Source organism: Paenibacillus sp. FSL K6-4396 (genome assembly GCF_038002525.1).
Classification (GTDB): domain Bacteria; phylum Bacillota; class Bacilli; order Paenibacillales; family Paenibacillaceae; genus Paenibacillus; species Paenibacillus amylolyticus_B.
The window spans coordinates 4898288-4916460 of record NZ_JBBOCR010000001.1; the positions used below are offsets into that span (position 1 = coordinate 4898288).

Here is an 18173-nt window from a genome sequence, read left to right on the forward strand (position 1 = left end):
CCATTCTCATTATGGGTCGGCGACAGTTGCTCCACATTCCTCCTCATTAAATAAGGCACTTCTATAAGCTGTTGAAACCAGCTCATAAAAGTGCCTTTCACTTTGATGCCTATCGGTTCGGGGATAAGCGAGACAAACGTTTAGTTTTTGATTAAATCCAGCGTTTCGTCAAACATTTGCTTCTGTTCCTCAATCTTGTTCTCATTACCGATCACGCAGCGCTGTTGTTGTTCAAGAATGGCCGATAAGAGCTCAGCAAAACCGATAATGTCGCTTTCCTTCGTGCTTAACACTTCGTCACGTTCCTGTTGCAGATCTGCTTCAGTCACATTCGACAGATAACACTCCAGAGAGAATGCACCTTCGCCATAAGGTGTTCTCGGCGTATCGAGATCCTGAATCGCACCAATGATATAACGCGTCATCTCACGCTCGTCTGCCCGGAAATCGGTCAAATATTGCGGAATCTCTTCATATACTTTGTACGTTTTATCCAGGTTCGGATCACGATACGATGCAACATAGCTGTCTCCGTTCCGTCTGAAGCCTGACATACAGCCATAAGCTCCGCCTTTGGCGCGGATATTGGTCCACAAGTAATCCAGAGACAGGATACCCTGCAAGACCCGTAGGGAACCGGTGTATTGATATCCTTTGTTGATATAATTGCCCGTTTGCACCACGTACTGCACCTCTGAAGGAGAACGGAATCCTTCCTTATGCGTAGCCGGTGTGAACGTAAACTCTTCCTTGGCAACCTCATGTGTGAACAGCTTCGCTTTCAGATCGGATACCTGTTGCTCCAGTCCTTCATATCCCTGCTCATCGGCAGTGTAACTAACAAGCAAGTTCTCCGGTCTGAAAATATACCCCGTTAACTCTTGCAGGCTGGAAGATAACTCTTCTTTTCTGGCCTCAAAATTCGCCTGAAGATCCTCAAGCCACTGGTAAAAGGTAATGCCACTCACAGCTTCTCTGAAATCCGCAACCGCTGAATGTTTGGACGATGACCGACCAATTCCCGCAGAGTGTCCGCTATTGATCAGATTACGTTGCAGATTACCTTTCATCTGAGAGATGATCTCATATAACCGCTTCGAATTATCGAATTGGGATGTGAACACAATTTCTTTGATCATATCAAAGGCAAATCCAAGCTTGTCATACAACACTTTTGCGTTGAACTCATAGGTAGCCTTGAATTCATTGTGCTTATGCGCGTTGGCATAAGATCCAATCCCGCTATGAATACCGCCCGAATGGATATGGATCTCATTGGACAGTTCATTGAAGGAGTAGTTTTGAGTATCCACGTAACCCAGCACATTCTTCAGCAATCCTGCATACGGCAGCAGATGACGTGGCACTTCTTTGATATCGAACAGCAGCCTCAGATAACCAATCCCGTTTGTATAGAGGTTATGATGCAGAATGGTTGTGCCGTCGACCTGGTTCACCGTTTGATGCAACGTAGAAGCCTTCGGTTCAATATCTTCAATCGATAATGTCGGAATAACCTGCTGCTGCTCTTTGGTTGAAGGTGTATTCTGATACTCGGCAAGGGCTTCCGTTTTCTGAATCAGCGTCTGTACTTCTTCCTCGCTAAGACCCGCTTGAATAGTTTTCAGACGTGCTTTCAGCGCTTCTTCTTTGCGCGAATTCAATCCTTTGTCCGGTGTCAGGGCTACAAAGGAAGTATGTGTGTTTTGCAATAGATACTTCTCGATCAGCTGCTCAAAGTAACCTTCGTTCATTTTTGTCCGCAGCTCAGCAAATACATCATTGGCTTCCAAATGGGTGAAAGGTGCCTCTTCATCGTACAACCAGCTTTGCAGGGAAGAGAATCCGTAGATCAGACCCTTCGGCATTCTGCCATAGTCCGCTTCTCTGTGATTGAACTCATACGAGTTAATTCCAGCAAGCAGCGCTTTAGGATCAAATCCTTCTTTTACCACACGCTCAAGCACTTCTTGGACCGTTCCCAAGAAATCCTCTTTGCTCGCCAGATTGCTCTTCTTCAGTCCCACAGTGAATACAGGTTGATACAGGCTGTCATCATAGGAACCGTAGACGTCCTTGGCAATGCCCTTATCCAACAACGCCTGCTTTAGTACCGCTCCCGGAGCGTTCAGCAAGGCGTATAACAAAATCTGGAACGAAATGTTCAGTTCCTTATCCAGACTTGTGCCAATCACCGCATTATAGGTCAAGAAGCTGTTATCCACTTCGGATTCCGTACTTCCCGCAGAGTAAGTCTTAACTGTGTCTACCCGTTGTGCAAAGGCAGGTTGAAGTTGAATGGCCGAATCAATCTCGATTCGATCATATGCACTCAGGTAGTTCTCATCTAGCCATTGCAGCTTCTCTTCCATATCCATATCTCCGTAGAGATAGATGTAACTGTTGGAAGGATGATAGTATCTCGTGTGGAAATCCAGCAACCCCTGATATGTTAGATCCAGAATAGCTTCCGGGAATCCGCCAGACTCGGAGGAGTATGTGGTATCCGGGAAAAGGGAGTTCAGCACTTCTCTGCGCACCATTCGTTCCGGTGAAGAAAAGGCCCCCTTCATCTCATTATATACAACTCCGTTGTAGGTTAACTCATCGTCAGCAGAGGTCAGGTTGTAGTTCCAGCCCTCTTGCAAAAATATCTTTTCATTCTCATAAATATTTGTATTCAATACTGCATCCAGGTAAATATCCATCAGGTTATGGAAGTCATGATCATTACGACTCGCGATCGGATAGATCGTCTTATCGGGATACGTCATGGCGTTAAGGAATGTATTCAATGAACCTTTCAGCAACTCAACAAAAGAATCCTTGGCCGGAAATTTCTTGGACCCACAGAGCACGGAGTGTTCGAGGATATGGGCTACCCCTGTATCATCTTCCGGAGGTGTGCGGAAACCGATACTGAATACTTTGTTGTCGTCCTGATTGGACAAAAGTACAATTTTGGCCCCGGATTTCTGGTGCTCCAACAGATACGCATCCGATTTCAGTTCTTCAATTCTGCGCTCTTGTAACACCTTGTATGGCTTAAGCTGTTTCAACATAAACTTGAGTCCTCCGTCCATAAGATTGTTTTATTGGTTTTGTGACTCTACATAAGTTCACATATGGTTATTTACACGGGCACTCCGATGACAGAACAACCTTCCGATCGCTGTTATCCCCAGATTTTTTTGATTCCCTTTTGAAAGGGAAAATCCGGGGATAAAGGCGCACGCTTCGCTTCTTCAGGTTTTTTCTGTCCCCTCCGTTATCATGTAAATGTATGTTTGAACTTATATCGTTCAGCAAGGTAAAGGTAATATATGCCTACGGATAGTATACACCATTGTTCCGTCTCTTCATAAAAAGCGAGTTAAAGAAACATTACTTTGCATGGTTAAACCATTTCGGTTCAGAATATGCTAATAGATCTTTAACATGCCCTGATATAAGAGTGGCTTCATAACTTTACAAAAAAAAGACATCAGAACAATTTCTAATTCTGTTGTCTTTATCAAATTATTTCCCCAAATATGTCTTGTGGGAAGTCTCCGTAGAGGAATAAATGGAAACAAGAAAAATAAAATATATTCATATACTAAATTAAATTTCTATTACTAATGGTGACATCACGTATATTCTATATTAACTCAAATTTAGTTCTTAATGATTGTTAATAAACTCAAAAATTCTAAACTACAGTATGAGAGATACAGAAATTTTAAGGAGGTACTTATGAGGATCAATTGGTACGACCTTAATACCGAAGAACGTAAAAAACTGATTGAACAACAAATTCTTGGATTTGAAATCAATAAATTGTCTGAGGATGTTTCGATAAAAATTTTAAAGTGTTTCTCAACTTACCAAGTAACTAAATTATTTCCAACAAATTATAGAGTAATTGTTGAAAGTAACACAAATGTCGCTTTTGCCAAGAATTTAGTTGACGCGGTTTGTATCGCAGCTTTAAAAGCTAAAGGATACTACTGACTAATTCCAAGTTAATGAAACTTAATGTGTTTTATATTATCTTTTGTAAGAGTTGGCGAATCAATCATGAAAAGTTGAATTTGTTCTCTTCTATGTTCATTTTTCTTTATAAATAATTTAACAAAATCAAGATCGTGTGTGGAAAATAAAAGTTGCTTTTTTATAATACTTAATACATCACAAACTGAGAATTGATTTACGTCATCCATATTCTGTATCGGATCATCAATTCCTACAAAATCTAGAATACTCACTTTCTGCGATTCGTTTATTGCCAGAAATATCGAGATAGCAAGAACATTTAGTTGACCTGAACTCAAAGTATATTGCGCGTTTGAAAGCCCCTCACCCTCGTTAGGAAGTTGAACCATGATTTTCAATTCTTCATTTCCACCCTCAAATCTTATGGGAACTGTGCTCGGAAGCGGATTAAGGTAACGGAAATATCGCTGAATAGTAGAATAAGAACTATTAAGTATATCTTCTGCAGTAGTCCCTAATTGTAATGCTACCTTATTAAGAAACTCCGATATCTTAGACAATTTCAGATCATACTTTTGCTTTATCAAAGCATCTTTCTTCTCCTTTTCTAAGGAAAGCTCTTTTATCTTGATATTAACTCGTTGATTATTTGAAAATTTTTCGGAAAACGACGCCACCAGATTAAACTCTATTTGTAGATCTATTTTCTTTTTCTGATACTGTTTAATTAATTCATCAATGGGATAAGTCAATTCTAGTTCTGATAAAATATCGGGAATGGGAGTAAGTACTTTGTTAAAATTCTGCACCTTTATTTGAGTAGTTTTAATTTCCTCTTTCATGTCATTTATGTAAGAGACTACTCGATTCTGTGCACGTTGCAGACGGTGTAATTCACCGGGAACATCTGCATCATCAAGTGCATGCTGGAGACCCGTAACAGAACGAAGATTATCCAAATCTTTTCTTACCATTGCTAGTGACTGAATTGCCTCTTTTGACACTTCATCCATTTTAATGTGAGAAAGAAGATTATTCCTGGTCTTCTCAAGTTCAGGTTTCGTTCCTAACAATAGTTCATTATCATAATTAGGGAGGTTTTGAATTGCATTCAATCTTTCAATTGAAGAGCGATGTTTATTGTCAATTTGTTTAATTTCATCTTGATGAGAAATAAGCTCTCTATTGTTACTTTCAATTCTCATTGACAGTCTCTCTTTATTTTGTATTAACTCCTCCGTAACCTCAGCATATTGCCTTATCTTTTCTAAGTGTTCTTCAATCGATGAATAAATTTTGCTCTTTAGTTCACTTCCATGGTTAGCAGAGCATACTGGGCAAGTTCCATCTTTGTCATTATTTTGTATGGAAACATATTCATACACACTTCGTACATCTGCTACTAGTTTTATCATAGGCCCGCCAGAATGATTTTCTATCCTTTTATTCACAACCTGAAGCATTGCTTCAAGTCGTTTACTTCTACGCACAAATTTTGAGAGCCTTTTTTCTGCACCTAACTTGCGGTTAGGAAGATCTTTTTTTTCATTTCTCAACTTTTGATATTCTTCAAGATAAGATATAGCTAAATCATATTTAACTAATTCCTTTTGCTTATCAGAAATAGATTTTATAATATTATCCAAATCAAGAATTTCCGGGGAATTTGATGAAGATTGAAGCAATCTTATAAGCCTTTTTTCTTCTTTCTCCATTTTTCTAAAACGATCATTGTGATTTTTTGCTTCATTAACTCCTTTTATTTCCAAATTAATTTGGAGTAATAATTTTTCCGCTCTTTCTAGGCGTGAAGTATAACTTCTTAAGTTATCTCTACAATTCTTTTCTTCAGTAATGCAATCACCAATGTTTGAAAATTCTAATTTTCCGACTTTATCTAAGCGATCAAGCTTATCAAGAACTACGCTGGATTCTTGTAATAAGCGTTCTTTAAGTTTGTTTAAATTTGCATATACTATATTTATATCCGGAGATATATTCAGTAAATTTGCCCACTCTTCAATCTTAGATAAATCCAAAGTTAATAAATCTGCAGTCCTTTGTTCAATCATGGATTTTAGTTGTTCAGATTCTATTTCTATTTTTGAACGTTGAGCTGAAAGTTTAGAAGATACTTCCTTAATGTTATTCGTTAAATTCAAAACATTCTTTAAGCCCATTATATCTGCTAGAGCCTCGAACCTACTTTTAGCATCGTCATGTGAAACAAACTCTGTTATTTGATCTTGGGATAAAATATGTGATTGTTTTATTAGCCCTCCCATCATCCCTTTACCTTCAGTACGATAAAATTCCCTCCTCAAAAATGTGTCTACTTTCCCTTTTGTGCGAATAATTTTTCCATTTGGAGGCTTTATTGAAACAGTAACGCTTTTCGCTTTTCCATTTTCCACTCGGAAACTACGTTTTAATATGTGCCCCTCAAACTCGATTTCCACAAAACAAGTCTCTGCGGTCTTAACACATTGGAAACATATAATATCCTGCTCTGTGAAATCTTTTTGTTTAGAAAATCTACTAATGCTTCCTGACAAACACCACTCTAAAGCATCAAAGAAAGTACTCTTTCCAAATCCATTAGGACCATAGAAAATAGTTATTTGCTTATCTAAATTAAATTCATGTAAACCTAAGTATTTGCGAAAATTTTGAATCCTAACTTTATCAATTTTCATTTTATTTCTCCTTATCTAACAAGTCATTAATCACACTCTCAATTTCTTTTTGAGAGAGCTTTTTTCTTTCCCCTTCTTTATCACGAAGATTTTTAAGTAAATATGATATGGTAGGATCCTGTTCAATATCATCAATTGAATTTTTATTTAACTCTGTATATGTATCATTGTTGTCATCCAAGAATGGAATACGTCGAATATCTGCCATTGACCGAATGACAAACTTCCTAATAGACAATGAATCTCGTTCAATAGTATAGATTGTTTCTTCATCAATTAAACGATCTCCACCAGTACATAGTAAGTAATAAGAATTCCAAACATTCAATTTCTGGCGTAAAAGAATATCCCTCACAAGACTAGCTTCAAGAATAATTTTTCGTGCTGGTGTTTCATTTTCCCACCTTTGTAAAACCACAAAATTCAGACCATTAGTAAACAACTTAACTCCTATATTCAAAAGATCACTATTAATAACATGAGAAAAACCTAAATCTAATAACAATTTATTTGTTAGAACATATGCCTCCATATTACTCGTTTAACTCCTTCCAAAACTCACATAGATGAGTTCGTAGATCTTCCATAGTGTTGAAAGTAAATAAGTTATCAAATTCATCATTTAACCTTCCACCCGGTACAAAATCCATAATTATTTTCATATCTTTAAGTGAGTCACTTTGCGGAAGTCCCGATACTTCTGGCTTCTCCTCGCAAATAATAACAGATTCTATTCTCCCCTTATTTCCCGCAAAACTCCCATTCAAAATAATACTAGATGGTGGATTCAGTAAAATATCTGAACACTTTTCAGGTTCTTGTAACAATTGACGGATTTTATCAACTGCAGTGTTTAAAGTATCTCCCCGGCTTAAGCTCAAAAATGATAAATATTGAGAGCTAATCTGTTTAACTAAAAGTGACGTGTGATTAGTTGATACTTTTAATAAATCTTTATTAATTAAGATTAATAATAATGCACAGTTAAAGAGTTCTAAGAGTCTTCTTGTTTGATCATGTTCTGTTATTTCTCTGTATTTACTAGATATAGGTCTACAATCTAAATACCTATTGACAAGATCTCTTATCGTACCTCCTCCATCAATCCATTCAATCATATTCTCTTTGTAGCCAATAATATCTCGCTCCAATTCTATAAATAAATCTATATCCTTAATATCAAGTATCATTTGATCAAAAACTTTATTTATAACTTCTTTTGTTTCACTCTTTCTTACAGATTCCCCAGTTATCGCAAAAGCATTATCATGGATTAATTGTCTTATTTCCTCTACTTCTTCAGAGCCCAAATATAGAATAAGATTATCTCCAATTTTTTGACATTTTTCCATCAGAAGTCCAATTAACCATTGAATATTATCTACTTCAACTCTGACCCCAGGCTCAATATTTTTTCCCAGTTCATCTAATAGAAATCCGACATATTCACGAGTTTGAAGTAAATCTAACCTTTTGCGAATATGAAATCTTGATAGTAATTCAGTAAGTTTTTCACCACACAACGATTCATAAGTTAAGAGTGAATTATCATGCTTATCGTAAAATTCTTCAGATAGACGTCTCAGTAAATGATCATCCTCAGGAACGGAAAGGTTATAACTATAATTTTTGGTATAAGGTGTAACATTTGCTTCCTTTGAAGGTGTGACAACAAAACTAGTTAGTAATTCAAACTGTGTTTGAAACTCTTTGTTCGGAAAGTATTTTGCTTTCATTAAAAGCTTATCTAACCAGCTATCCGGTCTTCTATATTTAAATCCATCTTCCTCTTTAAAAGACCTGCTGTAGATTCCAGTTTCACTTGTCTTTAGATCAGTTTGGGCACTTGTTTTCACTTGAATAAAACGTATAAGATTATCTTTTCCAACTATAACATCTTCGTGCAGTTCCATCGAAACAAAGTCCCACGTACCCTTCATTACTTCAATCATGTATTCAATGGTTACTAAAAATTGATAGTAAAAACCTGCCAGTGCAACTCTACCACCTATTTCTTCTGGTTCATTAATTAATAATAATTCCTGAACTAAGTCCTTAGGATTATTTTCTACTCTCTTAATCAGAAGATTCTTCTCAGGCTCCCTTTCTGAGTTTTCTGACAAAACTGAAACAACTAGACTTTTAAGCATATTCCCCTGCCAACCACCCTTCATTAAGCCCTTTTCTTTTTTGATTTTTTTCAATTGCAGAATCGCTAATCAACCACCTTGCTCATATCTTCTTTTAACTTAACCATGCTTAGGTCTTCAATGCTTCAAACTCATTTTCAACCTTATGAATCAAAGCGCCTTTTTTTCATATAAAACCCATTATGTAAATTATTTAAAATTCACCAATAAAAATCAATATATCTACCTTCCAAAGAAATGACATTATTATATCTAGTTCTACACTTTCCTTAATTATCCTCCAAACTCCCATCAATTATAATTTCATATTTCTTTGAAAGTTCACTTTGTATAATAACCAAACTAATTCTTCTAACGTTTTAAACTCCATAAAATTCTACTTTCATTTATAATTTTTTATTGTATTTTCATTTTTCTTTTCCCATCCCTTATTCTCTCAGTCTTTTCAAAGCCAGAGGAGAAACAACAGCAGGGTATAAGATTCACCTGAGAAACTGCATAAAACCTAAAAAATCTAGAAAGTACGTGAACAGATTAAAAAATCTGCAAAGAAATTCGTTTAGATCTGTTACACTAACCCCAATATTAAAATAGATAATAAGAACGAATCTAATGAACTGGTAAAAGCGGATTCAATATGCAGCAGCTATTCTAAAAATCCGACATTTATTCACACTTAAAATACAACTCTGAAGCAACTCCAGCAACAATTTATTATTCTTATCTTTTAATACAAAATAAAAAATACAAAAAAAGACGTATGACTCTCAATATTTCATAAGAGTCATACGTCCTTCATTTCGTTCTCTTTTTCAAGAAAACCTTTTAAATGCAATATGCCGAGGACCGGGATCGAACCGGTACGGTAGTCACCTACCGCAGGATTTTAAGTCCTGTGCGTCTGCCAATTCCGCCACCCCGGCAGGATTATGTATTTCTTGGCGACAAGAAATATCTTACCATGAACTAATTAACTTTGCAACACTTTTTATAAAATAATCTAACTATATAAGTTTAACTAATGATTTACACGATAACGGAGAGGACAAAAAAAACTGAAAAGCGAAGCGTTCGCCTAAAAGCTTTCTGAAAGACTTATATAAATGAAACAGGCACTGCAAGCGTCAGCTCACAGTGCCTAGAAAGTCCGAGTTGCGGTCCCGGACTTCCGGTAAACCAATCTATATTAAGGGAGGTGTGAGATAAGAATACCTCCCCAACATTAAAGAAACCTAAAATCAGCCTTAAATTAAACTAAAAAAGTAAAATCGGGCGAACACGAGCTGCCTCTTCCTCACTGCACTCCACGATAACCAAGATATGGTCCTTTAACAGCCAATCTTCATAATACCGTGCGTCTTCTTCCGAGATCCCCGCTTCAGTCAGTGTAAGCACCAAATCATCGGTCTCACTCCCGATCTCATTGCCAGCGAGTCTACGGACTGCTTTTCCGATCGACATCGTCTGATCCATTCGCTTCCCCAGACCAGCCAATATGCCTTTCAGAGCGCCAAAGGCACCATCCGTTCCGGCACCCTTCAAAGGTTTGGGCAGCCCCGTCTTTTCGCTCACCAGCTCCAGATTAAGCTGCTCCTTCGCCACCGCTCCCAAGTATTTTTCCTTGATGCCTTCCTCTTTCACCTGATTCAGCATCAATATAGCCTCGTTCTCCGTACGGGCCAGCCCAATCATCAATTGTGTCATTCCGTTCCCCTCCTTTTACCCTAATATAACCCCGTAATGCCTATTCAAAAACGGATCATCCATAGCTAAGACAAATCACCTAGAAGAATGTTGATTTCTCTTCTGGAAATCTATACCTAGTTCTGATAGACTAGATAAAGAAGACAAATTAACCATTGAAAAAATTGACATATGTATTTAACATCTCATAATCAGGAGCAATGACTTATGAAAAAAGAGGTAGAAATTGCCATCCGGCGCAAACAACAGATCATGGTTCGTAATACAAGCGGTCAGACGGTAACCGGATTTCCCGAGCGTACCGCTGATTCATCCATTCTCTCCTTACGTACGGTTCACGGCAGTCTGTGGATACCGTTTGATGAGGTTGAACATGTTACGCGTCTGTTAAGCATACGGTCTCATCATTTAAGCGGAATGCAACTCGTTTAGCCGGATATGTAATCCTTGAAACTCCAGTTCCCGTATAGATACGTTAACTAGATCTATTTATGCCAGCACTTTATACCAAAAAACCAGACGCATGCACGTCTGGTTTTTCTCTTCTTGTTACTTCACTACAAACTTCACTCGTGTTCCATCCGGATATGTACTTAACTGATTCCCTACCCATGAACCTGCACCACGATTATCTTTCGGGGTAATGTACTGGATATCTGCACCTGTTCCTCCTTCAGCACACATCGCCATAGGCCACTCGTCACGATCCTTACCTTTTTTGACCGGAACACCTTTAAGGGATAAATCCCGATTGCCTTCCGCTCCATTACGATCAATGGTGCATACATCCGAATGCCCTGCCTTGATAGCAGCTTTAATATGTTTGGCTGTTTCGGGATAACGCTCTGAAGGGAACGTAATGGTGTGGTCCACACTCTTATTAGCACCTCCGAATGGATTAGGTATCTCCTCCGGCCATTCTCCCCCTGCCCAGGCGTAGAGGGCTACCAGCAGCATCGCTACCAGTGTCAGTACCTGCTTTTTGAAGCCTTGTTTACCTTTTCGTTTTCGTCCTGTGCGTCTCTTACTCATGCTGTGTCTCCCCCATTCAACACTTACATTATAACAGAACGCCCGTTCGTAAAACAATTCAATACAATAAAAAAACAGCCGAGACCACCCGGCTGTCCTGCTTGATTATTATCCTACATTGGGAATGGCCTGTTGGCGCAGCAAGGGCAGTGTCACCTCAAACTGTGTACCTTTCCCTTCTGTACTTTCCACCGAAATCTGACCATTCATCAGTTCCAGCAGTTCTTTGCAGATGGTCAGACCAAGACCGCTTCCGCCAAATCGGCGCGCATGGGAGATGTCGGTCTGGGTAAATGCATCAAACAATTGTTCGATCTGATGCTGAGGAATGCCAATTCCCGTATCACGCACAGAGAATACCAATACAACGGTATCCATCAGTTGATGCCTCACATCCACCTGTAACTGCACTTCACCTTGTTCTGTGAACTTGATCGCATTACTCAGCAAATTATCCAGTACCTGCCGAAGTCTTAGCGGATCACCGATAAGCACATCAGGAACATTCAGATCAGCATGACAGAGCAAACGTATGTGTTTATTCTGTGCCGCAGGTTCATGTGTCTTCACAATCTGTTGAATCAGCTTCAGAGGTTGAAACTCAATGTTTTCAACATCCATTTTGCCTCTGCCCAGCTTCGCCATATCCAGGCTATTGTTAATGATGTTCAGCAGCGCCTCACCTGATTGACGTGCAAGCTCCAGATATTCTTTCTGCTCATCCGTAGTTTCACCCATACTAGCAAGTTCGATCATGCCCATAATGCCGTTAAGCGGGGTACGAAGCTCGTGATTCAACTTGCCGATGAATTCCAATTGCCCTCTGCTGTTCATCTCAGCCATGGAAGTTGCAAACTTCAACTGCTGTTCGGCATACTTCCGTTCTGAAATATCGTATTGAATGCCTACAAAATATAAACACTCTCCGGATTCATTAAAGATCGGATCAATATTCAGTTCGTTCCAGAACTTCTGACCACTTTTTGTATAATTTAAAATATCAATCTTAATGGATTGTTGTTTCTTTAATGCATCACGAATCTGCATTACCGTTTCGGGGTCTGTATCCTGCCCTTGCAAAAATCGGCAATTGTGTCCGACAGACTCTTCATACGTGTATCCTGTCAGTTGGGTAAAGTGTTCGTTTACATACATGAGCGGAAGCTCAGGCAAGGTAGCATCGACCACCGTCACGGAGGATTTCACTTTCGAGATGATAAATTCCCATTGTAATGAGAGTTGATTATGTTGGCTCATGCCTTCCTCCTTCATCTCACACACATTAATGTTTATATATTCTGCAATCGTACATTATAAGGAGAGAAAACTAACCAAACGGAATGTGTTGATATTAAATCAATATATTTTAATTGTAACACAGTTATTCAAGTCATGTGGTTCTTGGGTAATAGTTGATAACTAACATTACACAATAACCTAACTATTCATCAGGAGGAACATACATGAAATTTCTGTTAATTATCATCATTATCATTTTGATTGTAGTCTTTTTTACCAGACGCAAACGTTAAGATGAGATCCGTTATGTAAGTGAGAAAGGAAGATGGGTATGAGAACCCTCTTTTTTATATTCATGGTACTCTGTATCATCAATCTCTGTTTCCCAAAATTCGGCTGGTATCTACGTTATGGCTGGATTTCCCAGGGTGAAGCCGAACCCAGCAGGCCTTATATGACTTTGGTCAGAACGACCAGCCTGCTGATGTTGCTTATCGCCTTCACACTCGCTATGGCATGAACTATAGGCATTAGAAGATGACTGCCCTGTTGGGCAGTTTTTTTGTGGTGAAATGACGGGAAAATGATAACTTTGTTTGTGGTGCAATGATGACAATGCCCGTAATATAGATATATCGTTTCGGAAAGGACATCATTGGCATGAACATCGCATTTTATCCGTACTGGGCCGCTAAAACGCTGCTCTCACTTATTAATGTCATATATATCATGGTCATTACTACGTTTATATACGGTCTCACTGGATCGGTACTCTCTGCTGCAATGTTTCCACTGATTCAGATCACTGCACGCATAATAGCAGGTTTCTCTTTGCCATTACTTGTGAACCGTTTCCCATTCTCCAAACTATTGATCAGCATTTCCATAGCCAAAACATTCATCATGACCTGTATAGCCATTTCGTTGAATCATTTGATTTCACAACTGCCACTTCTATTGATCGGAGTGGTCATACTATCCTTATTGGACGGATGGGAAACTCCGTTACTGAAGATTTTAACGCCAAGATTGGTTCAAGGTGAAGACCTTATAAAAGCAAATAGCCTTCTATCTTTCTCCAATCAGACTGTAACCATTGTCGGTTACGCCATGACGGGATTCGCCGTGATGAACTGGGGGGCGTCACAGACCTTCTGGGCAGCTACAAGCCTGTCCTGGGCCGTTCTGATTTTCATGATTGCCATGGGTTCGCTCACACAGAATGTAGAAAAACTCCAGAAATCTGCTGTATCCCGAAATGTATTGAGGGAAGGCTGGAGTATACTTTGGAACAACCCATCATTACGACTGATCACGCTTATGGACATTGCCCAGGCTCTTGCGGGTTCCATCTGGATCGGAGCTGTTACGCTAGCCTTTGCAAAAGAAGCTCTGGGACGAGGAGAAGGTTGGTGGGGACTCATGAACTCGAGTTACGCTGCCGGAACCATGCTTGGAGGTATTCTGGCTCTTGCACTGGCCAAACGTATTCAGAAGCATCTAATCGCTAGTATGACCATGGGTTCCCTTCTCTTCAGCCTGCTGACCGTCGTTTATGGTCTAAACAACCTGCCATGGCTCGCTTTGGTGTTATGCATACTCATGGGTCCAGTTCATCAGATTCGTGATGTGGCTCAGCAGACAGCGCTTCAGAACAGTGTACCTGTCGAATCCCTAACCAAGGTATACGCCACCCATGGCGTCCTGATATCCACGGTGATGAGTGTATCCATAGTCATCTTTGGTCTAGTCGCCGATCAACTGGGCGTTCGGTGGGTATACCTTATCGGTGGAGCCTTGTTTATTATGTCTGCGATATGCTCATTATCGTTGAGCAGGGCTCACAGGAACCATCCCATTGCTGAACGTACAAAAAATATGTAAATCAAAAGAGACGAGCAATATTCTGCTCGTCCCTCACAATCTCAATCCAATCGATAATCTGTCAGCGGCCTGCCTTTTTTATAATACAAAGTAGGTGACAATATATTGAAGAAAATATGCACATCCGGCATGTATGCTTCTTCCAAAATAGCTTGCACCGACGATGCAATCCGATTATGAATCTCCTGGTCACGTTGAAACATTAGAATCTCTATAGAAGCCGGAGAAGGTGTTAGCGCTTGTACATCATGACGCTCTGCCTTCATTCTCTCCCTTGGAATATGAGTAATTAGGGCCATCTGCTCTGTAATTTGGGGTACAACTTCCTCTAGTTGAGGACCTGTGAATCCTTTAAAGCGAATAAACGGCATTGCTATCCCTTCAATCTCTGTTAATAGTCTCTTATGTGATTTTAAGCACATTGTTTTCAGTTGTCAAATGTCATGGATGGCATATGTTGCTTCTTATAAACAGGAAAAGCCCCGCTGAAGTCTCAGCGGAGCCACTGTTTGCACGTTTCTATACGTGACTTACAGCCAGAAAGATTTTGTGATAATCACGAGCAGAATGAACAGTACGAGAATTGCACTTGTGGAAGTCCATCCGCCGCCACCAACATTACAACAACCGTATCCAACTTGACTCATTTGATTGGCCTCCTTTGAATTTCAAGGTATGCCATAACATATGCGTATTCTGCGCAAGTGATCGGGCTATTCGACAAGTTCATCAGCCCATTCATCTGGGATTCATACCCGGTAACTTAACCAGATGGGTCGATGGAGATTTTCAGTGGTTTTTCTTGTGACTCCTGAGGTGAAGGGTCTGTATTTCCTCTTTCCAGAAGGATTGTACGAGTACGTGTATCACTTCGGGATGCCAGAACAACCTCTCCATCAGGTGTTATACAATAGGCGATCGGAATGGAGATCTCGCTATCACGGTACGAACCATCCGCATGGCTTGTCCCCATGACAATACATTGATGCTTCATGGCGATCTGCCGAGCCTCTTCGACCCACTCACTGTACTGCTCTTCACTGAACATGCCCACACCAATGGAATGCATCACAATGTCCACATTCCCTATATTCTCATTTCCAAATCCTTGCAGGACCAGCTCATCACACAACAAAGTGCTTATTACCAAACCCTGTTCCTCAACCGTCTCAGCAGGTGTATACTTAGCTTTCTCCAACACAATCTCTCCAGCCTTACTGATGATAATCGATCGGTCTTTTGGACGTTCGTCCAGTCTGCGATGACCTGATACAATCATAGTCCCATATTCAGCCGCCAACCTGCAAGCTTCCTCAACATTCTGGTTCAGATAACCTTCAGGAAAAAACAATATATCCGCATCAGAGTGTTGCTTGAGTTCGGCTTCAAGCTGCAGCAGGTGCTGTTCCAACCTCGGTTGTCCAATGATAACCTTCATCTGGTATCCCCCATTCATAAATAAAAGCCGGTTCATACCTGAATAAGGTACGAAACCGGCTTAAAGGTTGTACGGACAGAACTCCTGCTCACCGTACTTTGCTTTAAGAGTAATTGGTTCTCATGTTATTGCTCGACGACACAATTACCTTTACAGTTGAATGATATGTAGTTAGGCATTTCTACGTTCAATACTATCATAGATAGCCTGCCCATCATAGCTTCGATCTGTAGCGATATCCTTAGCCAATAGAGCGCTGTCTGCGACACTGTTTGCATTTCCAGATAAGATACTCAGTGCCCCCAGCACCCAAGCAAGTGGATATAATGCAACGGATAACATTTTCTTCATAACTCTGTCTCCTTTTCTGCTTAAACAGATAATTGGTTGAATATCCCATTAATACGATTACAATCCAATTAGGTTTCAATTTTATATACAACCATCACTATTTCTAGACATATAGGAGACAAACTAAAATTGTTCTGTTCAGATCAACTCGAAACTCTGGAGCAACGCTGCTGCCTCTTCATGATCAGGTTCCAGAGCCAAAACTTTATGGGTATATGATAGGGTTTCTTCTTCCAGTTCAAGTTCATAACAGCACACAGCCAAATCGTATAAGACGGCTGGATTATGGTTACTCGGGTCTGCAACCAACGATATCTCCAGAAACCGTTTCGCATCCTCATACATATACATTTCATATAATAACTGCCCTGCCAGAAATGCGAGCCCCCCTTGCTGCTCCATCACATAGTAGGACGACCACATCGTATGAATACCAGATTGAATATCAAGCATTTCCTCATCACTTGCATCAGGAAGAAGACTTGAAATGTGCGTTGCACTGTGGATCAAGAACTCTGCATCATACCCGCCCAGACGCCAAAACGGTAAAATATGCTTCAACTCCATACTTTCTATTCGAGAGTCTACCCATTGTTTCATGCTGAAAAAGTCATCCGGGCCAAAACGTTCGACAAATCGATGGTAGGCCAAACGTGTGTTCACATAACTGATGGGTTCGTCCAACATCAACATGCACCCAACATTCAGGTCTTTATAATGATGTGTTGTGAATCGTGTATGGGCACCCTGTTGTTCCAAGACATATTGAATGGCATGATAGTTAGCAGTTAGCGAAAAACTCCCGTGAAGAACAAATTCAGGTGGCTCTGCGAACTTCCAGTTATCCAGCCGATGATCCCCTTTATCAGCGGTAATCAGCACATAACCTGACTGTGACAGCTTGTTCAACCGTTCGAGACAAGACAACCCGATTGCTGGGAACAAAATGTGAGAATCCTCCAGTTCCTCTTTGTACAATGTGATAAGCTCCTGATAAGGATAGTTATCCTCACTGTATTCCGGTGCTCGGCGATACTCATAACTCAGCGTCATGTTCTTCAGCATCTCAGCAGGCTCAAGATCGAGACGACGATCCGGAGACTGTACAAGCAGATCGCACTCATAGATCTCGCCATCCCCAATGTAGATTAATTCCTGTGGGATGCTGTCAAAAAAGTAATTAGCAATCAACAACAACGGTTGTTTCAGATCACCGGGCCGAATAACCGTGCCTGCAACGACCAGATTTAATTCCGTATCCACTACAGCGTCAAAACGTGCAAAATCCACTATACCTTGTTGAATAAAGGATTGCATGGATGGATGCTCCTGCCAACCCAGCACATTCTCCGCTACCAGATCCGTCATCACATATCTGAAAGGCGGTAACTGTATTGCGGCAAATTCCTTTAACTCAAGCAGTTTCAGGAGAATTTGGTGTGCCAACCGCCCTACCCCCGCTCCAAGTTCCAGAATGGTTACGGTCTCGCTGATCTTTCCCTTGTTCGAGAGGTCCTGAAGAAAGCCAAAGATCATCTCTGCATACGCCGTGGCAATCACCGGATTACTCGTAATATATTGAGGGACTTGATTCTCTGTCCAAGCTTGTAACCCCTTCTGTTCATAATAAGCTCTCTGCCAATCCCAGACCGGAGCTTCACTGTAACGAAAACGTTGACTTTCATTTTGCGTCATTAAAGGTAA

Annotated in this window: 16 protein-coding genes and 1 tRNA gene; 4 read left to right on the forward strand and 13 right to left on the reverse strand. The window is 40.1% G+C overall.

Going from position 1 to position 18173, the window contains the following annotated elements:
- Nucleotides 1-140 precede the first annotated feature (140 nt).
- Complete coding sequence (locus tag MHB85_RS21580) at nucleotides 141-3062, reverse strand: insulinase family protein (RefSeq protein WP_149846733.1); 2922 nt, start codon at nucleotides 3060-3062, stop codon at nucleotides 141-143.
- Between the two features lie 673 nt (nucleotides 3063-3735).
- Between MHB85_RS21580 and MHB85_RS21585 the strand changes: the two genes are divergently transcribed.
- The gene (locus MHB85_RS21585) at nucleotides 3736-3993 is read left to right on the forward strand and encodes a hypothetical protein (RefSeq protein ID WP_341073684.1); all 258 of its coding nucleotides are present in this window, start codon (nucleotides 3736-3738) and stop codon (nucleotides 3991-3993) included.
- An 11-nt stretch (nucleotides 3994-4004) separates the two neighbouring features.
- On the opposite strand, the gene MHB85_RS21590 is transcribed toward MHB85_RS21585, so the two are convergent.
- The 5 genes from MHB85_RS21590 to MHB85_RS21610 all read right to left on the reverse strand — a co-directional run bounded on the left by MHB85_RS21590 (nucleotide 4005) and on the right by MHB85_RS21610 (nucleotide 10525).
- Complete coding sequence (locus tag MHB85_RS21590; protein ID WP_341073685.1) at nucleotides 4005-6671, reverse strand: AAA family ATPase; 2667 nt, start codon at nucleotides 6669-6671, stop codon at nucleotides 4005-4007.
- A gap of 1 nt (nucleotide 6672) precedes the next feature.
- The gene (locus MHB85_RS21595) at nucleotides 6673-7203 is read right to left on the reverse strand and encodes an ABC-three component system middle component 1 (protein WP_341073686.1); all 531 of its coding nucleotides are present in this window, start codon (nucleotides 7201-7203) and stop codon (nucleotides 6673-6675) included.
- Nucleotide 7204: 1 nt separating this feature from the next.
- Nucleotides 7205-8875, reverse strand: coding sequence for a dsDNA nuclease domain-containing protein (locus MHB85_RS21600; RefSeq protein ID WP_341073687.1), 1671 nt, complete (start codon nucleotides 8873-8875; stop codon nucleotides 7205-7207).
- A gap of 783 nt (nucleotides 8876-9658) precedes the next feature.
- Nucleotides 9659-9744, reverse strand: a tRNA-Leu gene (locus MHB85_RS21605).
- Between the two features lie 331 nt (nucleotides 9745-10075).
- The gene (locus tag MHB85_RS21610; RefSeq protein WP_341073688.1) at nucleotides 10076-10525 is read right to left on the reverse strand and encodes a hypothetical protein; all 450 of its coding nucleotides are present in this window, start codon (nucleotides 10523-10525) and stop codon (nucleotides 10076-10078) included.
- Between the two features lie 207 nt (nucleotides 10526-10732).
- Here MHB85_RS21610 and MHB85_RS21615 point away from each other — a divergent pair, with 207 nt between their 5' ends.
- Nucleotides 10733-10957, forward strand: a complete 225-nt coding sequence (locus MHB85_RS21615; RefSeq protein WP_036614778.1) for a hypothetical protein — start codon at nucleotides 10733-10735, stop codon at nucleotides 10955-10957.
- A gap of 117 nt (nucleotides 10958-11074) precedes the next feature.
- Here MHB85_RS21615 and MHB85_RS21620 read toward each other — a convergent pair whose 3' ends face one another.
- A complete protein-coding gene (locus MHB85_RS21620; RefSeq protein ID WP_091014144.1) occupies nucleotides 11075-11557 on the reverse strand; it encodes a NucA/NucB deoxyribonuclease domain-containing protein in 483 nt (160 codons plus the stop codon).
- A 108-nt stretch (nucleotides 11558-11665) separates the two neighbouring features.
- Entirely contained in the window at nucleotides 11666-12814 is a 1149-nt protein-coding gene (locus tag MHB85_RS21625; protein WP_341073689.1) for a sensor histidine kinase, read from the reverse strand.
- 313 nt (nucleotides 12815-13127) lie between these two features.
- Here MHB85_RS21625 and MHB85_RS21630 point away from each other — a divergent pair, with 313 nt between their 5' ends.
- The gene (locus tag MHB85_RS21630; RefSeq protein ID WP_341073691.1) at nucleotides 13128-13316 is read left to right on the forward strand and encodes a DUF6199 family natural product biosynthesis protein; all 189 of its coding nucleotides are present in this window, start codon (nucleotides 13128-13130) and stop codon (nucleotides 13314-13316) included.
- A 140-nt stretch (nucleotides 13317-13456) separates the two neighbouring features.
- Nucleotides 13457-14680 carry an MFS transporter gene (locus MHB85_RS21635; protein ID WP_341073692.1) on the forward strand — a complete coding sequence of 408 codons (1224 nt, stop codon included), beginning with the start codon at nucleotides 13457-13459 and terminating at the stop codon, nucleotides 14678-14680.
- 41 nt (nucleotides 14681-14721) lie between these two features.
- Here MHB85_RS21635 and MHB85_RS21640 read toward each other — a convergent pair whose 3' ends face one another.
- From MHB85_RS21640 to MHB85_RS21660, 5 genes are all read right to left on the reverse strand, one after another.
- On the reverse strand, nucleotides 14722-15051 hold the full coding sequence (locus tag MHB85_RS21640; RefSeq protein WP_017687348.1) for a DUF1904 family protein: 330 nt from the start codon (nucleotides 15049-15051) through the stop codon (nucleotides 14722-14724).
- Nucleotides 15052-15210: 159 nt separating this feature from the next.
- A complete protein-coding gene (locus MHB85_RS21645) occupies nucleotides 15211-15327 on the reverse strand; it encodes a YjcZ family sporulation protein (protein WP_017687347.1) in 117 nt (38 codons plus the stop codon).
- A gap of 116 nt (nucleotides 15328-15443) precedes the next feature.
- Nucleotides 15444-16118: a hypothetical protein gene (locus tag MHB85_RS21650; RefSeq protein ID WP_091014136.1), complete on the reverse strand. Its 675-nt coding sequence runs from the start codon at nucleotides 16116-16118 to the stop codon at nucleotides 15444-15446.
- A 171-nt stretch (nucleotides 16119-16289) separates the two neighbouring features.
- The gene (locus MHB85_RS21655; RefSeq protein ID WP_091014133.1) at nucleotides 16290-16469 is read right to left on the reverse strand and encodes a hypothetical protein; all 180 of its coding nucleotides are present in this window, start codon (nucleotides 16467-16469) and stop codon (nucleotides 16290-16292) included.
- A gap of 138 nt (nucleotides 16470-16607) precedes the next feature.
- Nucleotides 16608-18164, reverse strand: a complete 1557-nt coding sequence (locus MHB85_RS21660) for a hypothetical protein (RefSeq protein ID WP_091014131.1) — start codon at nucleotides 18162-18164, stop codon at nucleotides 16608-16610.
- Nucleotides 18165-18173 lie beyond the last annotated feature (9 nt).

What these genes read in the sequence shown, in the direction of transcription:
- MHB85_RS21580 (WP_149846733.1), bottom strand. Translation starts at nt 3,062, where the DNA reads ATGTTGAAACAGCTTAAGCCATACAAGGTGTTACAAGAGCGCAGAATT.
- MHB85_RS21585 (WP_341073684.1), top strand. Translation starts at nt 3,736, where the DNA reads ATGAGGATCAATTGGTACGACCTTAATACCGAAGAACGTAAAAAACTG.
- MHB85_RS21590 (WP_341073685.1), bottom strand. Translation starts at nt 6,671, where the DNA reads ATGAAAATTGATAAAGTTAGGATTCAAAATTTTCGCAAATACTTAGGT.
- MHB85_RS21595 (WP_341073686.1), bottom strand. Translation starts at nt 7,203, where the DNA reads ATGGAGGCATATGTTCTAACAAATAAATTGTTATTAGATTTAGGTTTT.
- MHB85_RS21610 (WP_341073688.1), bottom strand. Translation starts at nt 10,525, where the DNA reads ATGACACAATTGATGATTGGGCTGGCCCGTACGGAGAACGAGGCTATA.
- MHB85_RS21615 (WP_036614778.1), top strand. Translation starts at nt 10,733, where the DNA reads ATGAAAAAAGAGGTAGAAATTGCCATCCGGCGCAAACAACAGATCATG.
- MHB85_RS21620 (WP_091014144.1), bottom strand. Translation starts at nt 11,557, where the DNA reads ATGAGTAAGAGACGCACAGGACGAAAACGAAAAGGTAAACAAGGCTTC.
- MHB85_RS21625 (WP_341073689.1), bottom strand. Translation starts at nt 12,814, where the DNA reads ATGAGCCAACATAATCAACTCTCATTACAATGGGAATTTATCATCTCG.
- MHB85_RS21630 (WP_341073691.1), top strand. Translation starts at nt 13,128, where the DNA reads ATGAGAACCCTCTTTTTTATATTCATGGTACTCTGTATCATCAATCTC.
- MHB85_RS21635 (WP_341073692.1), top strand. Translation starts at nt 13,457, where the DNA reads ATGAACATCGCATTTTATCCGTACTGGGCCGCTAAAACGCTGCTCTCA.
- MHB85_RS21640 (WP_017687348.1), bottom strand. Translation starts at nt 15,051, where the DNA reads ATGCCGTTTATTCGCTTTAAAGGATTCACAGGTCCTCAACTAGAGGAA.
- MHB85_RS21645 (WP_017687347.1), bottom strand. Translation starts at nt 15,327, where the DNA reads ATGAGTCAAGTTGGATACGGTTGTTGTAATGTTGGTGGCGGCGGATGG.
- MHB85_RS21650 (WP_091014136.1), bottom strand. Translation starts at nt 16,118, where the DNA reads ATGAAGGTTATCATTGGACAACCGAGGTTGGAACAGCACCTGCTGCAG.
- MHB85_RS21655 (WP_091014133.1), bottom strand. Translation starts at nt 16,469, where the DNA reads ATGAAGAAAATGTTATCCGTTGCATTATATCCACTTGCTTGGGTGCTG.
- MHB85_RS21660 (WP_091014131.1), bottom strand. Translation starts at nt 18,164, where the DNA reads ATGACGCAAAATGAAAGTCAACGTTTTCGTTACAGTGAAGCTCCGGTC.